The sequence below is a fragment of the Novosphingobium sp. BL-52-GroH genome, assembly GCF_044813085.1.
GTDB lineage: Bacteria > Pseudomonadota > Alphaproteobacteria > Sphingomonadales > Sphingomonadaceae > Novosphingobium.
This window is the reverse complement of record NZ_CP171152.1, coordinates 2,547,721-2,562,566: the sequence shown is the minus strand read 5'-3', so window position 1 is coordinate 2,562,566 and position 14,846 is coordinate 2,547,721. Positions and strand designations below refer to the sequence as shown.

Sequence of the window (14,846 nt, the reverse complement as noted above, 5' to 3'; positions counted from 1 at the left end):
CGGGCCCGCGACGTTTTCCCATCAGATTGCGTAAAACTCATAGCAATGTGCCTTTCGATGCAGTCACGTTGCCGAACGCCCTTTCTGTGTTAGCTTCTCGGTCGACAAAAAGGATGACCGGCCAATTCCGGCGCCAGCAGGATGGAACGGTTTCGAATTCTAGGGAGGCCGTGGAAAATGAAAGCCGATCAGGAGCTGAGGTCCCTCAAGCGGGGGCTCAAGGTTCTCGCGTTGTTGAACCAGACGGAAAACGTATCGATCACCGAACTGGCCCGGCACCTGGACCTGCCGCGGACCACTGCCGAGCGCATCCTGCTCACGCTGGTCGCCGAGGGCTACGTCCAGCGCGTGCCGGACGACAAGCGCTATCGGCTCAGCGCCAAGGTCTGCTCGCTGGCTGGCGGCTTCTCGGAGGACTGCTGGATCGTGCAGACGGCGACGCCGATGCTGTTCCGCGTCACCGAGCACATCGGCTGGCCGCTCGCCATCGCCACGCCCTCGGGCGACCGCATGGTGCTGCGTTCGACCACCGATCCGGCCACCTCGCTCTGGCTCAACCGCCGCCGCGTGGGTGCCGAGATTCCGGTGCTCAACTCGTCGAGCGGGCTGGTCGCCTATGCGTTCAGCACGCCGGTGGAGCAGGAGCTGCTCGGCCAGCTTCTGACCCAGTCGAGCGACCGCTACAACCGCGAGCGTGCCGCCGCGCCGCAGGCGCTGGACCAGCTCATCCAGCCGGTCCGCGACAACGGCTTCGCCTTCCAGCCGCCGCCGAACAACAACCCCGAGCAGTCGATCGCCTTCCCGATCTTCATCGACGGCAAGTATGTCGCCAGCCTGCTGATGATCTACATGACCCGCGCGATGGGCAGCGCGACCGTCATCGACAAGTACGCGCCGCACTTGCGCCTGCTGGCCGACCAGATCGGCCGCGCCGCCGGCGCCCGCGACGATGGCGAGTTCGAGGAAGAGCTGGCATTCCCCGCCTCGTGGATGGCCTCGAACGGCGTGCGGGACCTGCGCCAGGCGAGCTGATCGGCAACACGACCTTACACCTCCCAGCGAGACCCCGGGCCCCCAAGGCCCGGGGTCTTTCCCTTTTCTTCCGGAGACGATACCCGTGACCCGCCCCGCCTACTTCGACGCCTATCCCAACATCGCCCTGTCCCGCACCGAGTCCGGCATCCTCGAGATGCGGCTGCACAGCCATGGCGATTCGTTCCGCTACAGTGCCAGCGCGCGGACGCAGCTTCTCGGCGCGTTCCAGGCCATCGGTGCCGACCGCGCCAACCGGGTCGTCATCCTGACCGGCACCGGCGCCGACTGGTGCGCCGGCTTCGACCGCTCGCCCGAGGTCAGCCCCGACCCCGCGCTGTCGCTGGCGCAGCGGTGGGACATCCAGTTCTGGGAAGGGCGCCGGCTGCTCCAGACGATCCTCGACGTCGACGCACCGATGATCGCGGCGGTCAACGGCCCAGCACTGATCCACACCGAATACCTGCTGACCTGCGACATCGTCCTGGCCTCGGAGACGGCGGCGTTCCAGGACATGCCGCACCTCGACAACGGAGTCAGCCCGACCGACGGCATGCATGTACTGTGGCCGCATGTGCTGGGGCCGGTGCGCGGGCGCTATTTCCTGCTGACCCAGCAGAAGCTGGATGCCGCGCAGGCGCTGGACTACGGCGTGTGCAACGAGGTGCTGCCTGCCGACGCGCTCCTGCCGCGGGCCTATGCGATCGCCGAAAGGCTGGTCGAGCAACCCGAGCATACCTTGCGCTACGCCCGCGTCGGCCTGACCCAGCGGCTCAAGAAGCTGGTGACCGACGAAATGGCGCTCGGCGTCGCGGTCGAAAGTCTCTCGGCGCTAGCCAAGGCCTGAGGCGAACGAAGGGGGCGCACGACCCGCGCCCCCTTGGCTATTCAAGCGGCACCGGCCCACGCCCGTCCCGAAGATCACGCATGGGTCGGTGCCGATCCCGCTTCAAGCGGACGGAATCTAAAGTCAGTCCCGGATCGCCAGCCCCGCCGCGAGGACGGCAGCGGCGATCACCTCGTGGTCGACTTCGGGCAGGCCGCCGGCAAGGCCCGCCCCGCCCACGATCGTCCCCTCGGCATCGACCACGACGACGCCGCCGCCCAGCGGCAGCAGCGCTCCCTCGATCGCCGCGTTGAGGCCGGTCACCACGGCCGGCTTGTCGCCGAACACCGCCGCGGTCTTGATCGACGAGCGGCGGAAGCCCAGCGCCGTGCGCGCCTTTGCGCGGGCGATGTCGACGCCGAAGGGGCCCGCGGCATCGGCACGCTCGGCCGCACGGATGGCGCCCGAGGGGTCGGTGACGACCACCGTGGCGCCGGCCAGCCCCTTGGCGGCGGCACCCTCGAGCGCGGCGAGAATGATGGCGTTGGCCTGGGCCAGGGTGATTTCGCTCATGTAGTCTCCATTTCAGAAAAGCGGATGCAGATAGGCAAGCATGGTTGGGCGCCTAATCGAAAAGGCGGCCGGCTCCACGGATCGGATCGTCGATGCCCAGTAGGCGCAAGGCATCCCACAGCAGGGCCTGCGTCCCGCTGACGACGGGACGGCCGGTCGCCGCCTCGATCGCGGCGATCGCGTCCATCGTCTGGATCGCGGTGCAGGGAATCCACAAGGCATCGGCGTCCGGCAGGCGCTCCATCCCGGCGATGGCGAAAGCGGTTATCTCGTCGGGCAGCATCGAGCCCACCTCGACGATACCCACCGGCGTGGTCAGGAACCCGGCGACGCCGAAGCCCTGCCCGCGCACGTAGTCGGCGACCCAGCCGTTGGTTTCCTGCGAATAGGGCGTCATGATCGCCAGATTGCCGGCGCCCACCGTCCGCAGCGCCGCCATGCAGGTCGCCGCAAGGCTGATGGCCGGGCGGCCGGATGCCTCGGCAAGGTTTGCGATCAGCGCCTGCTCCGCCTCGGCGCCGGCGAACAGGCTGCCGATCGTGCAGGCATAGGCGATGACCCCGGCGCCGGCGAAGGCGAGGTCGCGCGCCATCTCGGGCGCTTCGCGCGCCATCGCGGCATAGCCCTGCGCGGTAGCGGCGGTCATGCGGATGCGCCCGACCGGGAACAGGATTTCCGGCGGCATCCAGCGCGGCCATTCGTGCTCCAGCATGACGCCGGGCGCGGGCTGGATCACCCCGATGCGGCCACGCGCGCCGGGATGTCGTCTTGGGGGCGTGGTCATGGCGCGTTGTCCGTCAATGCAGCCGGTCACCCGGCTCCGGCTGCCCGATCAGATCGCGGGCAAGCTGGGTCAGGATGTAGATCTCCTGGTCCGAGGTCCTTCGGGCATAGCCGCATTTCTCGTAAGTGCGCATCAGCCGGCGCGCCTCGTCCTCGGACACGCAGTTCAGCTTCGCGAATCCCGCGACGTCCACCGGCGCGTTGTCCGCCAGCACCGCCAGCGCACGCAGCCCCACGGCAAGGGATTCCAGACCGCCATTCTTGTTCATCCGAACCCCACATACCAGCATGGCGAAAAAGCATGCCTTGAGGGTTTTCGCATGGAGAAGCGCGAGCCAGCCAGTCCACTATGGCCGGCGCCCGTTATCCGGTTGCCCCCGTCCGGCCTTGTCCTCGCAGCCCCGTCACCGCATATTGGGGATAGCCGTTCCGGGGTGGTGTCCGCCCGCCGCAAGCCGCTATCATCATCACCATGACACAGGACCCTACTTCCGAGCCCTCGCCGCGCATGCGGGTTGCCCGTGGACCCAAGCGTCCCGACTACATGGGCAATCGCGACCTCGACCGCTTCATGATGATGTTCACCGCGCTGATCGGTGAAGTCAGCGCCCTGCGCGATCGGCTCGACACGCACGAACTGCTCGCCGCCGCAGGCCGGGTCGCGACGCCCGAGGCGATCGAGGCCTTCGAGATTCCCGGCGAGGACACCGCCCGCCGCGCCGCCACGCGCGAGGCGATGCTGCGCCGCGTGTTCCGCGTCGCGCTCGAGGAACTGGAACTGGCGCAGCACGAAGAAACAGCCAACTTCGCCGAGGAGTCCGTCGAATGACCCAGCACCGCCACGCCATGCTGCCCGACCAGACCCACGACGAAGCCGCTCGAGAGGCGTATTGCGGCTCGCTGCGCAAGATGTTCACCGAAGTCCTCTGGCCCGGCAGCCGCGAGATCTACGAGGACCTCGCCCGCCCCGCGTTCGAGCGACGCACCGGCCACGCCCCTGCCACCGTGCGCGAAGTGCGCGAGGCGCTGGAGCCCAGCTTCTTCTACCGCACCGCCAACCTGCTCGGCCGCTGCGCACAGGAACTGCTGTGGGACACCGTGGGCGAATCGATCGACCGCCAGTTGCCTGAACTCAACGCCCGCGCGGCGTCGGTCACGAACCCGATCGGCAGCGCGCGCCTGAACCCCGACCTGGCCGCGCCGCGCTACATGGACATGGTCGACATCCACGTCATGCCGGGCAACTTCCACACCGCGCGCAGCGACGACGACGTCTATGCCGCCGCGCTCTACGACCGGGGCGTCCACCACTTCGCCTATGGCGGCATGGGGCCCGAGAACGAGTTCATCGGCCGCGCCATGTCGGGATGGCTCAAGGAGAACTATCCCGACTTCGCGCCGAAGCGCATCCTCGACATGGGCGCCGGGCCCGGCTTTTCGACGCTGCCGTGGAAGCGGCTCTATCCAGACGCCGAAGTCCACGGCATCGACGTCAGCGCGCCGATGGTGCGCTACGCCCACGCCCGCGCCGAGGACATGGGCGTCGCCGTCCACTTCTCGCAGCAGGACGCGGCGCACACCGATTTTCCCGACGGCCATTTCGACCTCGTCACCTCGTGCCTGCTGACGCACGAGAACCCGGTGCCGCAGATCCGCAAGATGTTCGCCGAAAGCCACCGCCTGCTCAGCCCGGGCGGGATGATGTTCATAGACGGCGCGCACCCCCCGGCGGCGGACCACGAGGACGAGTTCTTCACCACCTGGTTCAACTACAACGCCAACGAACCCTTCGCCGTCGGCCTGCGCAAGCTGGACCTGGAAGAAGCCTTCGCCACCGCTGGCTTCCCCGCCGACGCCTACTTCACGTCGGGCGCGCGCGAGGCGGTGTACCTCAAGGGCATGGCCGGCAAGGCCAAGCGCAAGGCGGCCTCCGCAGGCTATCGCGGCACGATCAAGGCCTAGCACGGCCCCCCGGATAACGGGCACCGCCACCGGCTCGCTTGTCCGGCGGCACCCGCCCCGACCATCATCTGCGCCATGGGAAGGCAGCGCCGTTCGCCGCCGCTAAAAACACTGGAGTCGTCATGTTTCACCTAGCCTGGTTCACCAACCCCCGCGCGCACGGCTGGACGGCCAACGGCGCCGACCGCTGGGCCGGCAACGACATCCTTCCCGAACGCTGGCAGACGCTGTCGTTCCTCAAGGACATGGCGCGCCAGCTCGAAGGCGCCTGCTTCGACTTCATCATGATCGAGGACCACGTCGTTCTCACCAACGACAAGCAGAACCTGGAACCGCGCATCGATCCGATGATCGTGATGCCGGTGCTGGCCGAAGCCACGCGCAAGCTGGGCATCATCGGCACCTTCTCCAGCTCGTTCTACCCGCCGTTCCTGCTGGCTCGCCAGATCAACTCGGTCGACCACATCTCGGGCGGGCGCGCGGGCTGGAACGTCGTCACCTCGTCCGAGGACTGGGCGGCGCAGGCGTTCGGCAAGGACAAGCAGCCCCCGCACGACGAGCGCTATGCGATCGCCGACGAAATGCTCGACCTCGTCAAGCAGTTGTGGGACGCCTGGGACCCGAACCCCTGGGAAATGAGCGCCGAGACCGGCCGCTACGTCGATCCCACCAAGTTCCGCGAGTTCACCTTCGAGGGCAAGTACCACAAGTCGCTGGGCCCCCTGAACGTCACCCGTTCGCCGCAGGAGCGCCCGGCGATCTGCCAGGCCGGCTCCTCGCCCGCCGGGCGTGATTTCGCGGCCAAGCACGCCGACGTGATCCTGTGCTCCACGTTCGGGCAGAACAGCGTCCAGGCGCTCAAGGACTTCCGCGACGACGTGCGCGCTCGCGTCGCCAGGCACGGCCGCGATCCCGACGACGTGAAGGTGATGTACCTGATCTCGCCGGTGCTGGGCGATACCGAGGAAGCCGCGCAGCAGCGCTACCAGGAGGTGGTCGGCATGACGCCGGCGATCCTCGCCCAGCGCCTCGGCCGCCTGACGCTGCACACCGACATGGACTGGACCAAGTTCGACCTCGACGCCCCCTTCCCGGACATCGATCCGGCCGGGGTGACGCAAGGGTTCCAGGGCATGATCGCCAGCCTCAAGGCATTCTCGAAGGGCAAGACCCTGCGCGAGACGCTGTCAGAGCAGGAGACCACCTCGCTCAAGCTGATCGGCACGCCCGAGCAGGTCGCCGACCAGATGCAGGCGGCGATCGAGGAGATCGGCGGCGACGGCTTCCTGATGCACGCCCGCCCGCTGACCCGCCGCTACCTCGCCGAAGTGCTCGACGGCCTGGTGCCGATCCTGCAGCGGCGCGGCCTGGTGCGTGGCGAATACACCACCGATACCCTGCGCGGGCATCTCAAGGCGTTCTGACGCCGCAGGAGGAACGTTCGGCCCCGATCCGCAATGGCGGACGGGGCCTTTTCGTATGTGTGCAAAGTGCCGAACCGCCCGGCCTCCCGGATCAGGTCCGGGACGCCGGCCGGATCTTTACTCCCCCAGCATGCCCTGCACCAGCATGTCCAGCGCGGGCGGCTCCGCGCCCAGCAGCGACAGACCAGTGTGCGCCTGCCCACGGTGGTGGGTGTGGTGGTTGAACAAGTGGACCAACGTGCCGCCGCGGGTATCCGACCAGGTCAGCCCCTGCCACGAACCCAGGGTCGAACTGAACGCGAACGGGCCATCGAGCCAGTCGGGCTCGAGGTCGTCCATCCAGGCGACGAACAGCGCGTCGTGCTCCTCGCGCGCGGCGCGCAAGGCGGGGAAGTCCTGCGGGACCGGCACCGCGGGCATGTCGGCCAGCGTCCCGCCGCGCAGCAGGTGCGTCCAGGCCCGGTCGGTCTTGATGAGGTGCTCGAGCGTCAGGTGGACGCTGCCGAAATAGAGGCCGACGTCGCGGCGGCGGCTCTCGTCCGGGATGTCGGCACAGGCGGCATAGAGCCTGCGGTTGGCCCACCGGTTGTAGCGCGCCATGCGGCGCATGTGCTCCTTCATGCCGGTTCGGCGAGCGGCGGCGGCGGTCGCAGGCTGACGATCAGCACGGCCGACAGCGCGAACAGTGCTGCGCCGGCGTAGAGCGCCAGGGTGTAGTTGCCGGTGGCATCGACCGTCCGCCCCGCCAGCAGCGGCCCGAAGCCGCTGCCCACGCCGTAGAGCGTGTAGAGCAGGCCATAGATCTTGCCATAGTGGCGGCGGCCGAAGTACTTCGCGCAGAAGTAGGCGGCGATGTCGTGCTCGGCGCCGCCCGCGAGGCCGACGAGGACGATCGCCGCCCCGCACAGCCACAGGTTGCTGCCCGCCACCGTCAGCAGCAGGCACGAAAGCGCCGGCAGGCCGAACATCAGGAAGGCCACCGAAGGCCCGCGCATCCGGTCGAGCAGGAGGCCGCTGACCAGGCGTCCGAAAGTCACGGCGATGCCGATCAGTCCCGCCAGCCCCGCCGCCGTTCCCGAGGCGATGCCCCGGTCGGTCAGCATCGGCACGCAATGGACGATGACCGAGGCGATCGCCAGCGCCACGATCGAGAAGGAGATGGCCATCTGCCAGAAGCAGCGGGTCTTCAGCGCCTCGCCGAAGCTGTGGCTGCCCGCCAGCGTGTCCGGGAGGAGGACGCCATCGGCCGTGGGTTCCTCCGGCGGTTCGCGGAAGAACAGGAACGTCAGCGGCATGCCGAAGACCAGCGGCAACACCGCCAGCCCGAGGTAGGCACCGCGCCAGCCGTAGTCCGCGACCAGCCAGGACATGTAGGCCGGCAGCACTGCGCCGATGGTCCCGGTGCCGACCAGCGAAAGGCCGAGCGCGAGGCCGCGGCCCGAGACGAACCAGCCGGTGATCGCCCGGCTCCAGGTCATCGTCATGGTGCCAGCGCCCAGCACCGCCAGCAGCGCATAGCCCAGGTAGAACAGCGGCAGCGACGGGGGCAGGAACGACAGGCCGGCGAAAGCCAGCACCAGCGCGGCCTGCGACCACAGCACCACGCGCCGCGCGCCGAAGCGGTCGGCCATGCCGCCTGCCAACACCCCGGCGACGAGCCCGCCGATGGTCAGGAACAGCGGCGCGGCGGTGATCTCCGTGCGGGTCCAGCCCAAGGCCTTGTTGAGCGGATCGACGAGCGCGCCGAAGCTGTAGAAGGCCAGCGGCACCGCGCCCGTCCCCGCCCCGAAGGCCGAGGCGAGCACGACCGGCCAGGCCCGGCGAAACTCCGCGCGGCGGGCCGTTTTCAGGGCCGCCGTCATCAGTGCCCCGCCGGCGCCGCGCCGCCCAGCAGCGCATCGAGTTCGGCGATGTCCGCGGCCGTGGCGGTCCAGTCGGCGGCCCCGGCGTTGGACACCACCTGCTCCACCTTGGTCGCGCCGGCGATGACGCAGCTTACGCTCGGCTGGTACAGGAGTGCACCGATCGCGACGTCGACCATGCTCAGACCCCGCGCCTGCGCGAAGGCGGCCAGCGCCTCGATGATGTCGTAGGTGCGGTCGTCGATGACGCGGCCGGCCATGCGCGTGCCTTCGGGCGCCGGCTTGTCGCGGCGGTACTTGCCGGTGAGCCAGCCGTTGGCGAGCGGGAAATAGGGCAGCAGGCCGACACCGAAGCGCTCGCAGGCGGGGATCAGGTCCTTCTCGGCGCTGCGCTCCAGCAGCGAGTAGTGGTTCTGCGCCGAGATGAAGCGCTCGTGCCCATGCGTTCTGGCGATCCAGTCCGCATCCGCCAGTTCCCAGCCCGAGAAGTGCGAATGGCCGACGTAGCGCACCTTGCCTTCCTGGACGAGTTCGTCGAGCGCGGCGATCGTCTCCTCGACCGGGGTGCGGGCGCACTGCCAGTGCATCTGGTAAAGGTCGATGTAGTCGGTGTTCATGCGGCGCAGGCTGGCCTCGCAGGCCTGGCGGATGTAGCGGCGCGAGCCCCAGGCGATGTCGTGGCGCCCGTCCATGCCGGCGCCCCACTTGGTCGCCAGGACGACCTCGCCCCGGCGGTCCTTGAAGATTTCGCCGAGGAAGGTTTCCGAGCCGCCGTTGCCGTAGAGATCGGCAGTGTCGAAGAAGTTGATCCCGGCATCGAAGGCCGCGTCGCAGACGGCGCGGGTCTGTTCGAGGTCCATCAGGCCATAGGCGGCATTGGCTCCGGCGATGCTGGTGGACGCGCCGCCGAAGTTGTTGCAGCCGAGGCCGACGACGGAAACGGTGAGGCCCGAACGGCCAAGCTGGCGGTACTGCATGTCGGTAACGTCTTTCCCCGGAACATATGAAAATAGGGCAAGGGCTGCCCGGTTGAACGCGAGCCTATATCAGCGCCTCGCGATGCCGACAGGCAATGCACGGTGTGCCCGCTCTGCGGGCGCCGTCACGCCGCGCCCGCCGGCCGCTCGGCCCCCACGATGACCACGGCCATGACCGGCCATTCCTCGCCATGGTTGTGCCAGCGGTGGCGGGTGCCGTTCTGGACCAGCGTGTCCCCCGCGCGCATCTCGACCTCGACGCCATCGTCGAGTTCCAGCCAGATCGTCCCGGAAATGACGATGATGACGTCGGCGCTCGCGCTGGCATGGAAGCCGGCGGCATCGTTGATGTCGGGCCAGGCGTTGGCCGCCGGCGCCGAGGCAGGCGCGCGGTCGGGGCGGCGGCTCGACAGGCTGACCCGCACTCCGCCCGGCGGCGGCCACCAGCCCTGCACCGGCGGCGAGGCCGCATCGCCCATCACCGGCGGGGCATCGGCGCCCCACAGCACCAGCGCGCGCTCGTCGCCCGTCAATCGACTGTCGGACACTACGACAGCTTTGCCTGCACCATCGACGCCGGTGACGATATGGCGGACTCCATCGGTCAGCCTTTCGGGAAAGATGTGGGTCATCGAAGCGATCTCCTGCAGCCGTGCCGCGCACACTCGAGCCGGCGCAGCGGCGATGCGCACATTCAAGACTGCATCCATGCGTTTTGCGCATCACCCCCGGCCGGTTTACCCGATAGATGGGCGATCCTTTGAGTGATCTTGTGACCGGCCGGCGAACGCCAGCATCATCATGGTCGGTCACAGCCGATAGCCAGACCCATCCATAAGACGGCGGGGCTTAACCTTTCCCGGACATCGAACCGCGAGTCCGACGAGAAAGACATCAAGGGGAAAACTATGAGACACGCTTTAGTCACCGCGCTCTATGGTGCCACGGCCCTGGCCGGCATGGCGATGATACCGCAGGCGGCCCACGCTGCCGAGGCACCTGCCGCCGATGCCGATGTTCCCGCCGGTGAGATCACCGTCACCGCGCGCCGTCGCGACGAATCGATCGTCGACGTGCCGCTCGCCATCTCCGTGGTCGGCGAAAAGCAGCTCGACAAGCTGGACATCAACAGCACCGAAAAGCTCGCCAACTTCGTGCCCGGCCTGCAGTTCAGCGACTACACTCCCGGCTATTCGCGCAATGACCGCGGCGGCACCCGTCCGCTGATCTTCCGCGGCCTCAACCTGGGCCAGGGCGGCAGCGTCGTCGCGGCCGGCGGCATGTTCCTCGACGGCGCGGCCGTGGTCGGCAACGAAATCCCGGGCGGCATGGACATCGGCGCGGTCGAAGTCCTGCGCGGCCCGCAGAGCGTCTACTTCGGCCGTTCGACGATGACCGGCGCCGTCTCCTACCGCACCAAGTCGATCAACAACGAATGGTCGGGCGAAGTCGAAGGCAAGATCGGCATGCAGTACCTGCGCAGCGTGCAGGCGAGCATTTCCGGCGCGGTGATCGAGGACGTCCTCAAGGTGCGCCTGACCGGCCTCGCCGAAGGGACCGACGGCTACACCACCAACGACTACGACGGCAGCAAGCTGGGCGACCGTTCGCGCGAATCCGTCTCGCTGACGACGCAGTTCACGCCGACCGACACGCTGTCGTTCAAGGGCTACGCCAACTATTTCCACGACAAGGACGGCGCGTCGGCAACGATCTTCCTGCCCGCCAGCCTCGACAACTGCACCCCGACCGGATCGACCCGCACCAACTTCTGCGGCAAGATCCCCTCGCGCTCGAACTCGATCAACTACATCAAGACCGACATTCCCCAGGCCTTCAAGGACCGCATCTTCGCAAGCAAGCTGGGTGACGGCGAAGGCTTCGACCAGGATGTCGGCCTGCAGCGCAACGCCTGGAACATGCACCTGGTGGGTGACTGGGAGATCAGCGACTACCTCAAGCTGAACTCGATCACCGGCTACCACACCAACGCGACGATCCAGGTCGCGGACGGGATCGGCCAGCCGGTCGAGCAGACCACCAAGTTCCCTTATTCGAACTACTTCTACTCGCTCATCAACAAGTCGCGCGACTTCAGCCAGGAACTGCGCCTGAACTCCAACCCGGACCTGCCGTTCAGCTGGACGGCCGGCGCCAACTACATCAACGCACGCGCACAGATCCAGGCGATCACCGCGTTCCAGTCGCGCACCACGGGCATCATCTCCGGCTCGCCCCAGCAGCTCGGCACCGATTCGACGAAGACCTACGGCTTCTTCGGCGGCGGCTACCTCAAGATGCTGGATGAAAAGCTGACGCTGAGCGCCGAGGCGCGCTACCAGATCGACAAGCGCCGCAACCAGCAGCTCAACACCGTCACCAACGTCCAGACGGTGGACCTGCGCGACACCTTCCGCAGCTTCAACCCGCGCGTGGCGCTGGACTACGACATCGGCCAGGGTCGCAAGATCTACGCGTCCTACGCATCGGGCACCCGTCCGGGCGGCTTCAACGCACTGCTGCTGAGCTACACCGACCCGCTGGTCATCACCGAAATCGGCAACGTCCTGGGCGTCACCGATACCTCCTACAAGGAGGAGAAGCTCAAGATGTGGGAAGTCGGCCTCAAGGGCAGCTTCGCCGGCGGCAAGGGCTACTTCGACATCAACGGCTACTACGGCAAGTTGAGCAACCAGCAGATCGTCTACGGCGCCGTCATCCACCCGCGTCCGGTGACCGATCCCACCGCCACGCAGACCATCACCGCGACCGTCAACGTCGGCAAGACCGAAGTCTACGGCGTCGAGTGGCAGGGCAACTACAACTTCACGCCCAGCATCTCGCTCGCCACGACTTTCGCGTGGAACCACACCAGCCGCAACGACTTCTCCAGCCTCAGCACCCAGCTCCAGTTCGGCACCACCGACCTCGACGGCGTGTCGATGGCCAACTCGCCGGAATTCTCGGGTTCGGCCGTGCTGTCCTACGAGACGCCGCTGGTCGACGACTGGAACTTCTACACCAATGCCGCCTACGTCTATCGCGGCAAGCAGTACGTCGATGCCGCCAACCTGGCGTGGATCGGCGGCCGCAGCCAGGTCGACTGGCGCCTGGGCGTGGGCAACGAGACCCGCACGGTCGAGCTGTTCGTGAACAACGTCCTCAACGACCGCAGCTATACCGCCGGCTCCACCGGGGGCGACTTCGGCTCGTCGCAGACGTACTACGCCTTCTTCGGCGCCGTCGCCCCGCCGCGCCAGATCGGCCTGCGCGTCAACGGCAAGTTCTGATCCCACGACGGGAGCGGTGTAATGCCGCTCCCGCCGATACGAAAGAGGGCCGTCCCGGCATCGGGGCGGCCCTTTCCGTTTGGCCGGGTCGGTGGGGGCACTTTGGACGAGAGGAACGTTGCCCGACGACCTTGCCTGGTACTTAGTGAACCCCCGCAATCGGGCACCCGCCCTCACCCAGAACGTGCTTGGAGCGGGGTGACTTTACGGCGACGTGCTTTCCCGCTCATCGCGTTCCGGGCGACGTACGGGCAACACCTTCCCCTCCCGTATCGCCCTTCCCGAACGCAGAACGCCGCCCCTTTTTCGAGGGGCGGCGTTCTGTCCACCTTCAGTCAAGAACGGTTGTTCTGGCCCTCTCTCCCTTCGCGAAGAGAGGGCCGTTCCGTTTCGGCTGAATTACCGCATCCACTTGCGGGCCTTGGGGTCCCACGGCGCGAAGCTCGAAGCGTCGTCGGGGTTGCCCTTGCCCTTGTAGCGGGACTGGATGGGATAGGGGTAGTTCGGCCGGGAATAGAGATAGTTCTCCGGCACCATGTCCTGGTCGAGCACGATCGGGCCGAGCATGATCGTGATGGTCTTCAGCTTGTGGCCCACCAGCACGTCGGGCGCCTCGCCCTTCTCTACCCATTTCTCGAGCGCATAGAGATAGTTGATGCTCTCTGCGCCGACGTTGCCGGGGATGTGGCTTTCGCCGGGGATCATGAAGGTGCGGAAGAACTTCTGCGTCTCCGCGCGGCTGCCGATCAGGTTCTCGACCGCATCGTAGTAGCTCGAGGTGCCCACCGGATTGACCACTTCGTCGGCCCAGCCGCCGTAGAGGATGAACTTGCCGCCGGCCTTCTGGAACGGGCGGATGTCAGGGTTGGAGCTGTCGTTGAAGACCCAGCTATAGGGGTAGCTGTAACCGTCCTCGGTGCGCGCGATGTAGCGGCCCTTGCTGTTGTCCTGCGCTACGTAGGCCCCGATCCAGCCCAGTTCCGAACCGCGCTGGGTGCCGCCGGCATAGATGGTGTCGAGCGTCGCGACCTGCTTGGGCGTGAGGCAGGTGGCCGCCTTTTCACCCTTGCACAGCAGCGAAGCCGGCTGGAAGGTGCAGCCCTTGCTGTCGGTGATGATGCCGTCCTTGAGGCCGTCGGCCGCGTCGCACCTGGCCATCACCGCGGCGTGGACCATGCGGATCTCGTCCGCGGTCAGCACCGCCTTGCCGTCCTGCCACAGGATCTTGCCGCCCATCGAGTAAGGCTCGTTCGGGTCGACGCCGGGGACCTTGGCCATGGCGACGCCGCCGATGACCCCGTCGAAGTCTTTCGGGAAGCGCTGCACCGCCACGAGCGCCTGGCGACCGCCGGTGGAAGCGCCGATGAAGTAGCTGTGGACCGGCGGTTTGCGGTAATAGGCCTCGGTTATCACCTTGCCGACGATCGCGGCGACGTGGGTGGCGCGGAAACCGAAGTCGATCTCGGCGGGCACGTCGTCGATGGCCCAGACGTTGTCGTAGGTGGTCGAGCGGTGGCCCAGGTCGTGCGCCATGCAGGCGTAGCCACGCTTGTACTGGATCAGGCAGGTGTCGGGCAGCAGCTTGCCGCAGCGGCCGCCGCAGCCGGTCTGCAGGTACTTGCCGTTCCAGTTCTCCAGCGGCATCCACATCGTGAAGCCGACCTGCGGGGCGATGAAGCCGCTGATCTCGCACAGCGAGGGCTCGCCGTCCTTCCCCGGCGTGACGCTGGCGCTGAGCATCTGCGCGGGGGCGTCCTTGATCTTGGTCAGGTCCTTGTAGGACAGCAGCACGCAGCGCGTCGCCGGATCGTCGCCGGTGGGCGGAGCCTTGGGCTGGCCCACGATCGTCTTGAGGATCGGGTCGGCCTTGGTGGCCGGCTCAAGTGTCACGGTGACGGGGCCGGAATTGCCCCCTTCGCCGCCGCTGAGGCCGGGCGCGGCGCTCATCGCCTTGATCGGGGCCTTGATCGGGGCCTTGATCGGGGCCTCAAGCGGGGCCTTGATCGGTTCGGGCGCTGCTTGGGCAGGGGCGCCGGCCAGCGGCAGGAGCGCAAGCGCTCCCCCCGCGATCCAGCCCCACAAGGTGCGGAAACGCATAGTCGTCCTCCTGTTCGAAA

At 67.4% G+C, this 14,846-nt stretch carries 14 protein-coding genes; 6 read left to right on the top strand and 8 right to left on the bottom strand.

All coding sequences use genetic code 11. The features are described 5' to 3' along the window. Positions 1 to 177 precede the first annotated feature (177 nt). The gene (locus ACFFDA_RS24985; protein WP_404479964.1) at positions 178 to 1,032 is read left to right on the top strand and encodes a helix-turn-helix domain-containing protein; all 855 of its coding nucleotides are present in this window, start codon (positions 178 to 180) and stop codon (positions 1,030 to 1,032) included. A gap of 85 nt (positions 1,033 to 1,117) precedes the next feature. Continuing rightward, positions 1,118 to 1,879 carry an enoyl-CoA hydratase/isomerase family protein gene (locus tag ACFFDA_RS24980; RefSeq protein ID WP_404479963.1) on the top strand — a complete coding sequence of 254 codons (762 nt, stop codon included), beginning with the start codon at positions 1,118 to 1,120 and terminating at the stop codon, positions 1,877 to 1,879. A 123-nt stretch (positions 1,880 to 2,002) separates the two neighbouring features. Here ACFFDA_RS24980 and ACFFDA_RS24975 read toward each other — a convergent pair whose 3' ends face one another. Genes ACFFDA_RS24975 through ACFFDA_RS24965 form a run of 3 tightly spaced genes read right to left on the bottom strand, consistent with a single transcriptional unit; the run spans position 2,003 to position 3,483 of the window. Then, positions 2,003 to 2,431: a heme-binding protein gene (locus ACFFDA_RS24975; RefSeq protein WP_404479962.1), complete on the bottom strand. Its 429-nt coding sequence runs from the start codon at positions 2,429 to 2,431 to the stop codon at positions 2,003 to 2,005. 52 nt (positions 2,432 to 2,483) lie between these two features. Next, positions 2,484 to 3,215, bottom strand: a complete 732-nt coding sequence (locus ACFFDA_RS24970; RefSeq protein ID WP_404479961.1) for a hypothetical protein — start codon at positions 3,213 to 3,215, stop codon at positions 2,484 to 2,486. 13 nt (positions 3,216 to 3,228) lie between these two features. Continuing rightward, a complete protein-coding gene (locus tag ACFFDA_RS24965) occupies positions 3,229 to 3,483 on the bottom strand; it encodes a hypothetical protein (protein ID WP_404479960.1) in 255 nt (84 codons plus the stop codon). 203 nt (positions 3,484 to 3,686) lie between these two features. Between ACFFDA_RS24965 and ACFFDA_RS24960 the strand changes: the two genes are divergently transcribed. From ACFFDA_RS24960 to ACFFDA_RS24950, 3 genes are all read left to right on the top strand, one after another. Next, positions 3,687 to 4,043: a hypothetical protein gene (locus ACFFDA_RS24960; RefSeq protein ID WP_404479959.1), complete on the top strand. Its 357-nt coding sequence runs from the start codon at positions 3,687 to 3,689 to the stop codon at positions 4,041 to 4,043. Beyond that, positions 4,040 to 5,176: a class I SAM-dependent methyltransferase gene (locus tag ACFFDA_RS24955; protein ID WP_404479958.1), complete on the top strand. Its 1,137-nt coding sequence runs from the start codon at positions 4,040 to 4,042 to the stop codon at positions 5,174 to 5,176. The genes ACFFDA_RS24960 and ACFFDA_RS24955 overlap by 4 nt, the downstream gene beginning before the upstream one ends. Before the next feature lie 122 nt (positions 5,177 to 5,298). Further along, the gene (locus tag ACFFDA_RS24950; RefSeq protein WP_404479957.1) at positions 5,299 to 6,600 is read left to right on the top strand and encodes an NtaA/DmoA family FMN-dependent monooxygenase; all 1,302 of its coding nucleotides are present in this window, start codon (positions 5,299 to 5,301) and stop codon (positions 6,598 to 6,600) included. A gap of 117 nt (positions 6,601 to 6,717) precedes the next feature. On the opposite strand, the gene ACFFDA_RS24945 is transcribed toward ACFFDA_RS24950, so the two are convergent. The 4 genes from ACFFDA_RS24945 to ACFFDA_RS24930 all read right to left on the bottom strand — a co-directional run bounded on the left by ACFFDA_RS24945 (position 6,718) and on the right by ACFFDA_RS24930 (position 10,071). After that, positions 6,718 to 7,221 carry a DinB family protein gene (locus tag ACFFDA_RS24945; RefSeq protein WP_404479956.1) on the bottom strand — a complete coding sequence of 168 codons (504 nt, stop codon included), beginning with the start codon at positions 7,219 to 7,221 and terminating at the stop codon, positions 6,718 to 6,720. Then, a complete protein-coding gene (locus ACFFDA_RS24940; protein WP_404479955.1) occupies positions 7,218 to 8,462 on the bottom strand; it encodes an MFS transporter in 1,245 nt (414 codons plus the stop codon). The genes ACFFDA_RS24945 and ACFFDA_RS24940 overlap by 4 nt, the downstream gene beginning before the upstream one ends. After that, the gene (locus ACFFDA_RS24935; RefSeq protein WP_404479954.1) at positions 8,462 to 9,439 is read right to left on the bottom strand and encodes an aldo/keto reductase; all 978 of its coding nucleotides are present in this window, start codon (positions 9,437 to 9,439) and stop codon (positions 8,462 to 8,464) included. Before ACFFDA_RS24935 ends, ACFFDA_RS24940 begins: the two co-directional genes overlap by 1 nt. Before the next feature lie 125 nt (positions 9,440 to 9,564). Then, positions 9,565 to 10,071 (bottom strand): cupin domain-containing protein, encoded by a 507-nt coding sequence (locus ACFFDA_RS24930; protein WP_404479953.1) that lies wholly within the window; start codon positions 10,069 to 10,071, stop codon positions 9,565 to 9,567. Positions 10,072 to 10,347: 276 nt separating this feature from the next. Between ACFFDA_RS24930 and ACFFDA_RS24925 the strand changes: the two genes are divergently transcribed. Beyond that, positions 10,348 to 12,729, top strand: coding sequence for a TonB-dependent receptor (locus ACFFDA_RS24925; RefSeq protein ID WP_404479952.1), 2,382 nt, complete (start codon positions 10,348 to 10,350; stop codon positions 12,727 to 12,729). A 399-nt stretch (positions 12,730 to 13,128) separates the two neighbouring features. On the opposite strand, the gene ACFFDA_RS24920 is transcribed toward ACFFDA_RS24925, so the two are convergent. After that, a complete protein-coding gene (locus ACFFDA_RS24920) occupies positions 13,129 to 14,826 on the bottom strand; it encodes a tannase/feruloyl esterase family alpha/beta hydrolase (protein ID WP_404479951.1) in 1,698 nt (565 codons plus the stop codon). Positions 14,827 to 14,846 lie beyond the last annotated feature (20 nt).

Excerpts from the sequence above, each read along its gene's own strand:
- ACFFDA_RS24985 (WP_404479964.1), top strand. The coding sequence starts at position 178 with ATGAAAGCCGATCAGGAGCTGAGGTCCCTCAAGCGGGGGCTCAAGGTT.
- ACFFDA_RS24975 (WP_404479962.1), bottom strand. The coding sequence starts at position 2,431 with ATGAGCGAAATCACCCTGGCCCAGGCCAACGCCATCATTCTCGCCGCG.
- ACFFDA_RS24970 (WP_404479961.1), bottom strand. The coding sequence starts at position 3,215 with ATGACCACGCCCCCAAGACGACATCCCGGCGCGCGTGGCCGCATCGGG.
- ACFFDA_RS24965 (WP_404479960.1), bottom strand. The coding sequence starts at position 3,483 with ATGAACAAGAATGGCGGTCTGGAATCCCTTGCCGTGGGGCTGCGTGCG.
- ACFFDA_RS24960 (WP_404479959.1), top strand. The coding sequence starts at position 3,687 with ATGACACAGGACCCTACTTCCGAGCCCTCGCCGCGCATGCGGGTTGCC.
- ACFFDA_RS24955 (WP_404479958.1), top strand. The coding sequence starts at position 4,040 with ATGACCCAGCACCGCCACGCCATGCTGCCCGACCAGACCCACGACGAA.
- ACFFDA_RS24950 (WP_404479957.1), top strand. The coding sequence starts at position 5,299 with ATGTTTCACCTAGCCTGGTTCACCAACCCCCGCGCGCACGGCTGGACG.
- ACFFDA_RS24945 (WP_404479956.1), bottom strand. The coding sequence starts at position 7,221 with ATGAAGGAGCACATGCGCCGCATGGCGCGCTACAACCGGTGGGCCAAC.
- ACFFDA_RS24940 (WP_404479955.1), bottom strand. The coding sequence starts at position 8,462 with ATGACGGCGGCCCTGAAAACGGCCCGCCGCGCGGAGTTTCGCCGGGCC.
- ACFFDA_RS24935 (WP_404479954.1), bottom strand. The coding sequence starts at position 9,439 with ATGCAGTACCGCCAGCTTGGCCGTTCGGGCCTCACCGTTTCCGTCGTC.
- ACFFDA_RS24930 (WP_404479953.1), bottom strand. The coding sequence starts at position 10,071 with ATGACCCACATCTTTCCCGAAAGGCTGACCGATGGAGTCCGCCATATC.
- ACFFDA_RS24925 (WP_404479952.1), top strand. The coding sequence starts at position 10,348 with ATGAGACACGCTTTAGTCACCGCGCTCTATGGTGCCACGGCCCTGGCC.
- ACFFDA_RS24920 (WP_404479951.1), bottom strand. The coding sequence starts at position 14,826 with ATGCGTTTCCGCACCTTGTGGGGCTGGATCGCGGGGGGAGCGCTTGCG.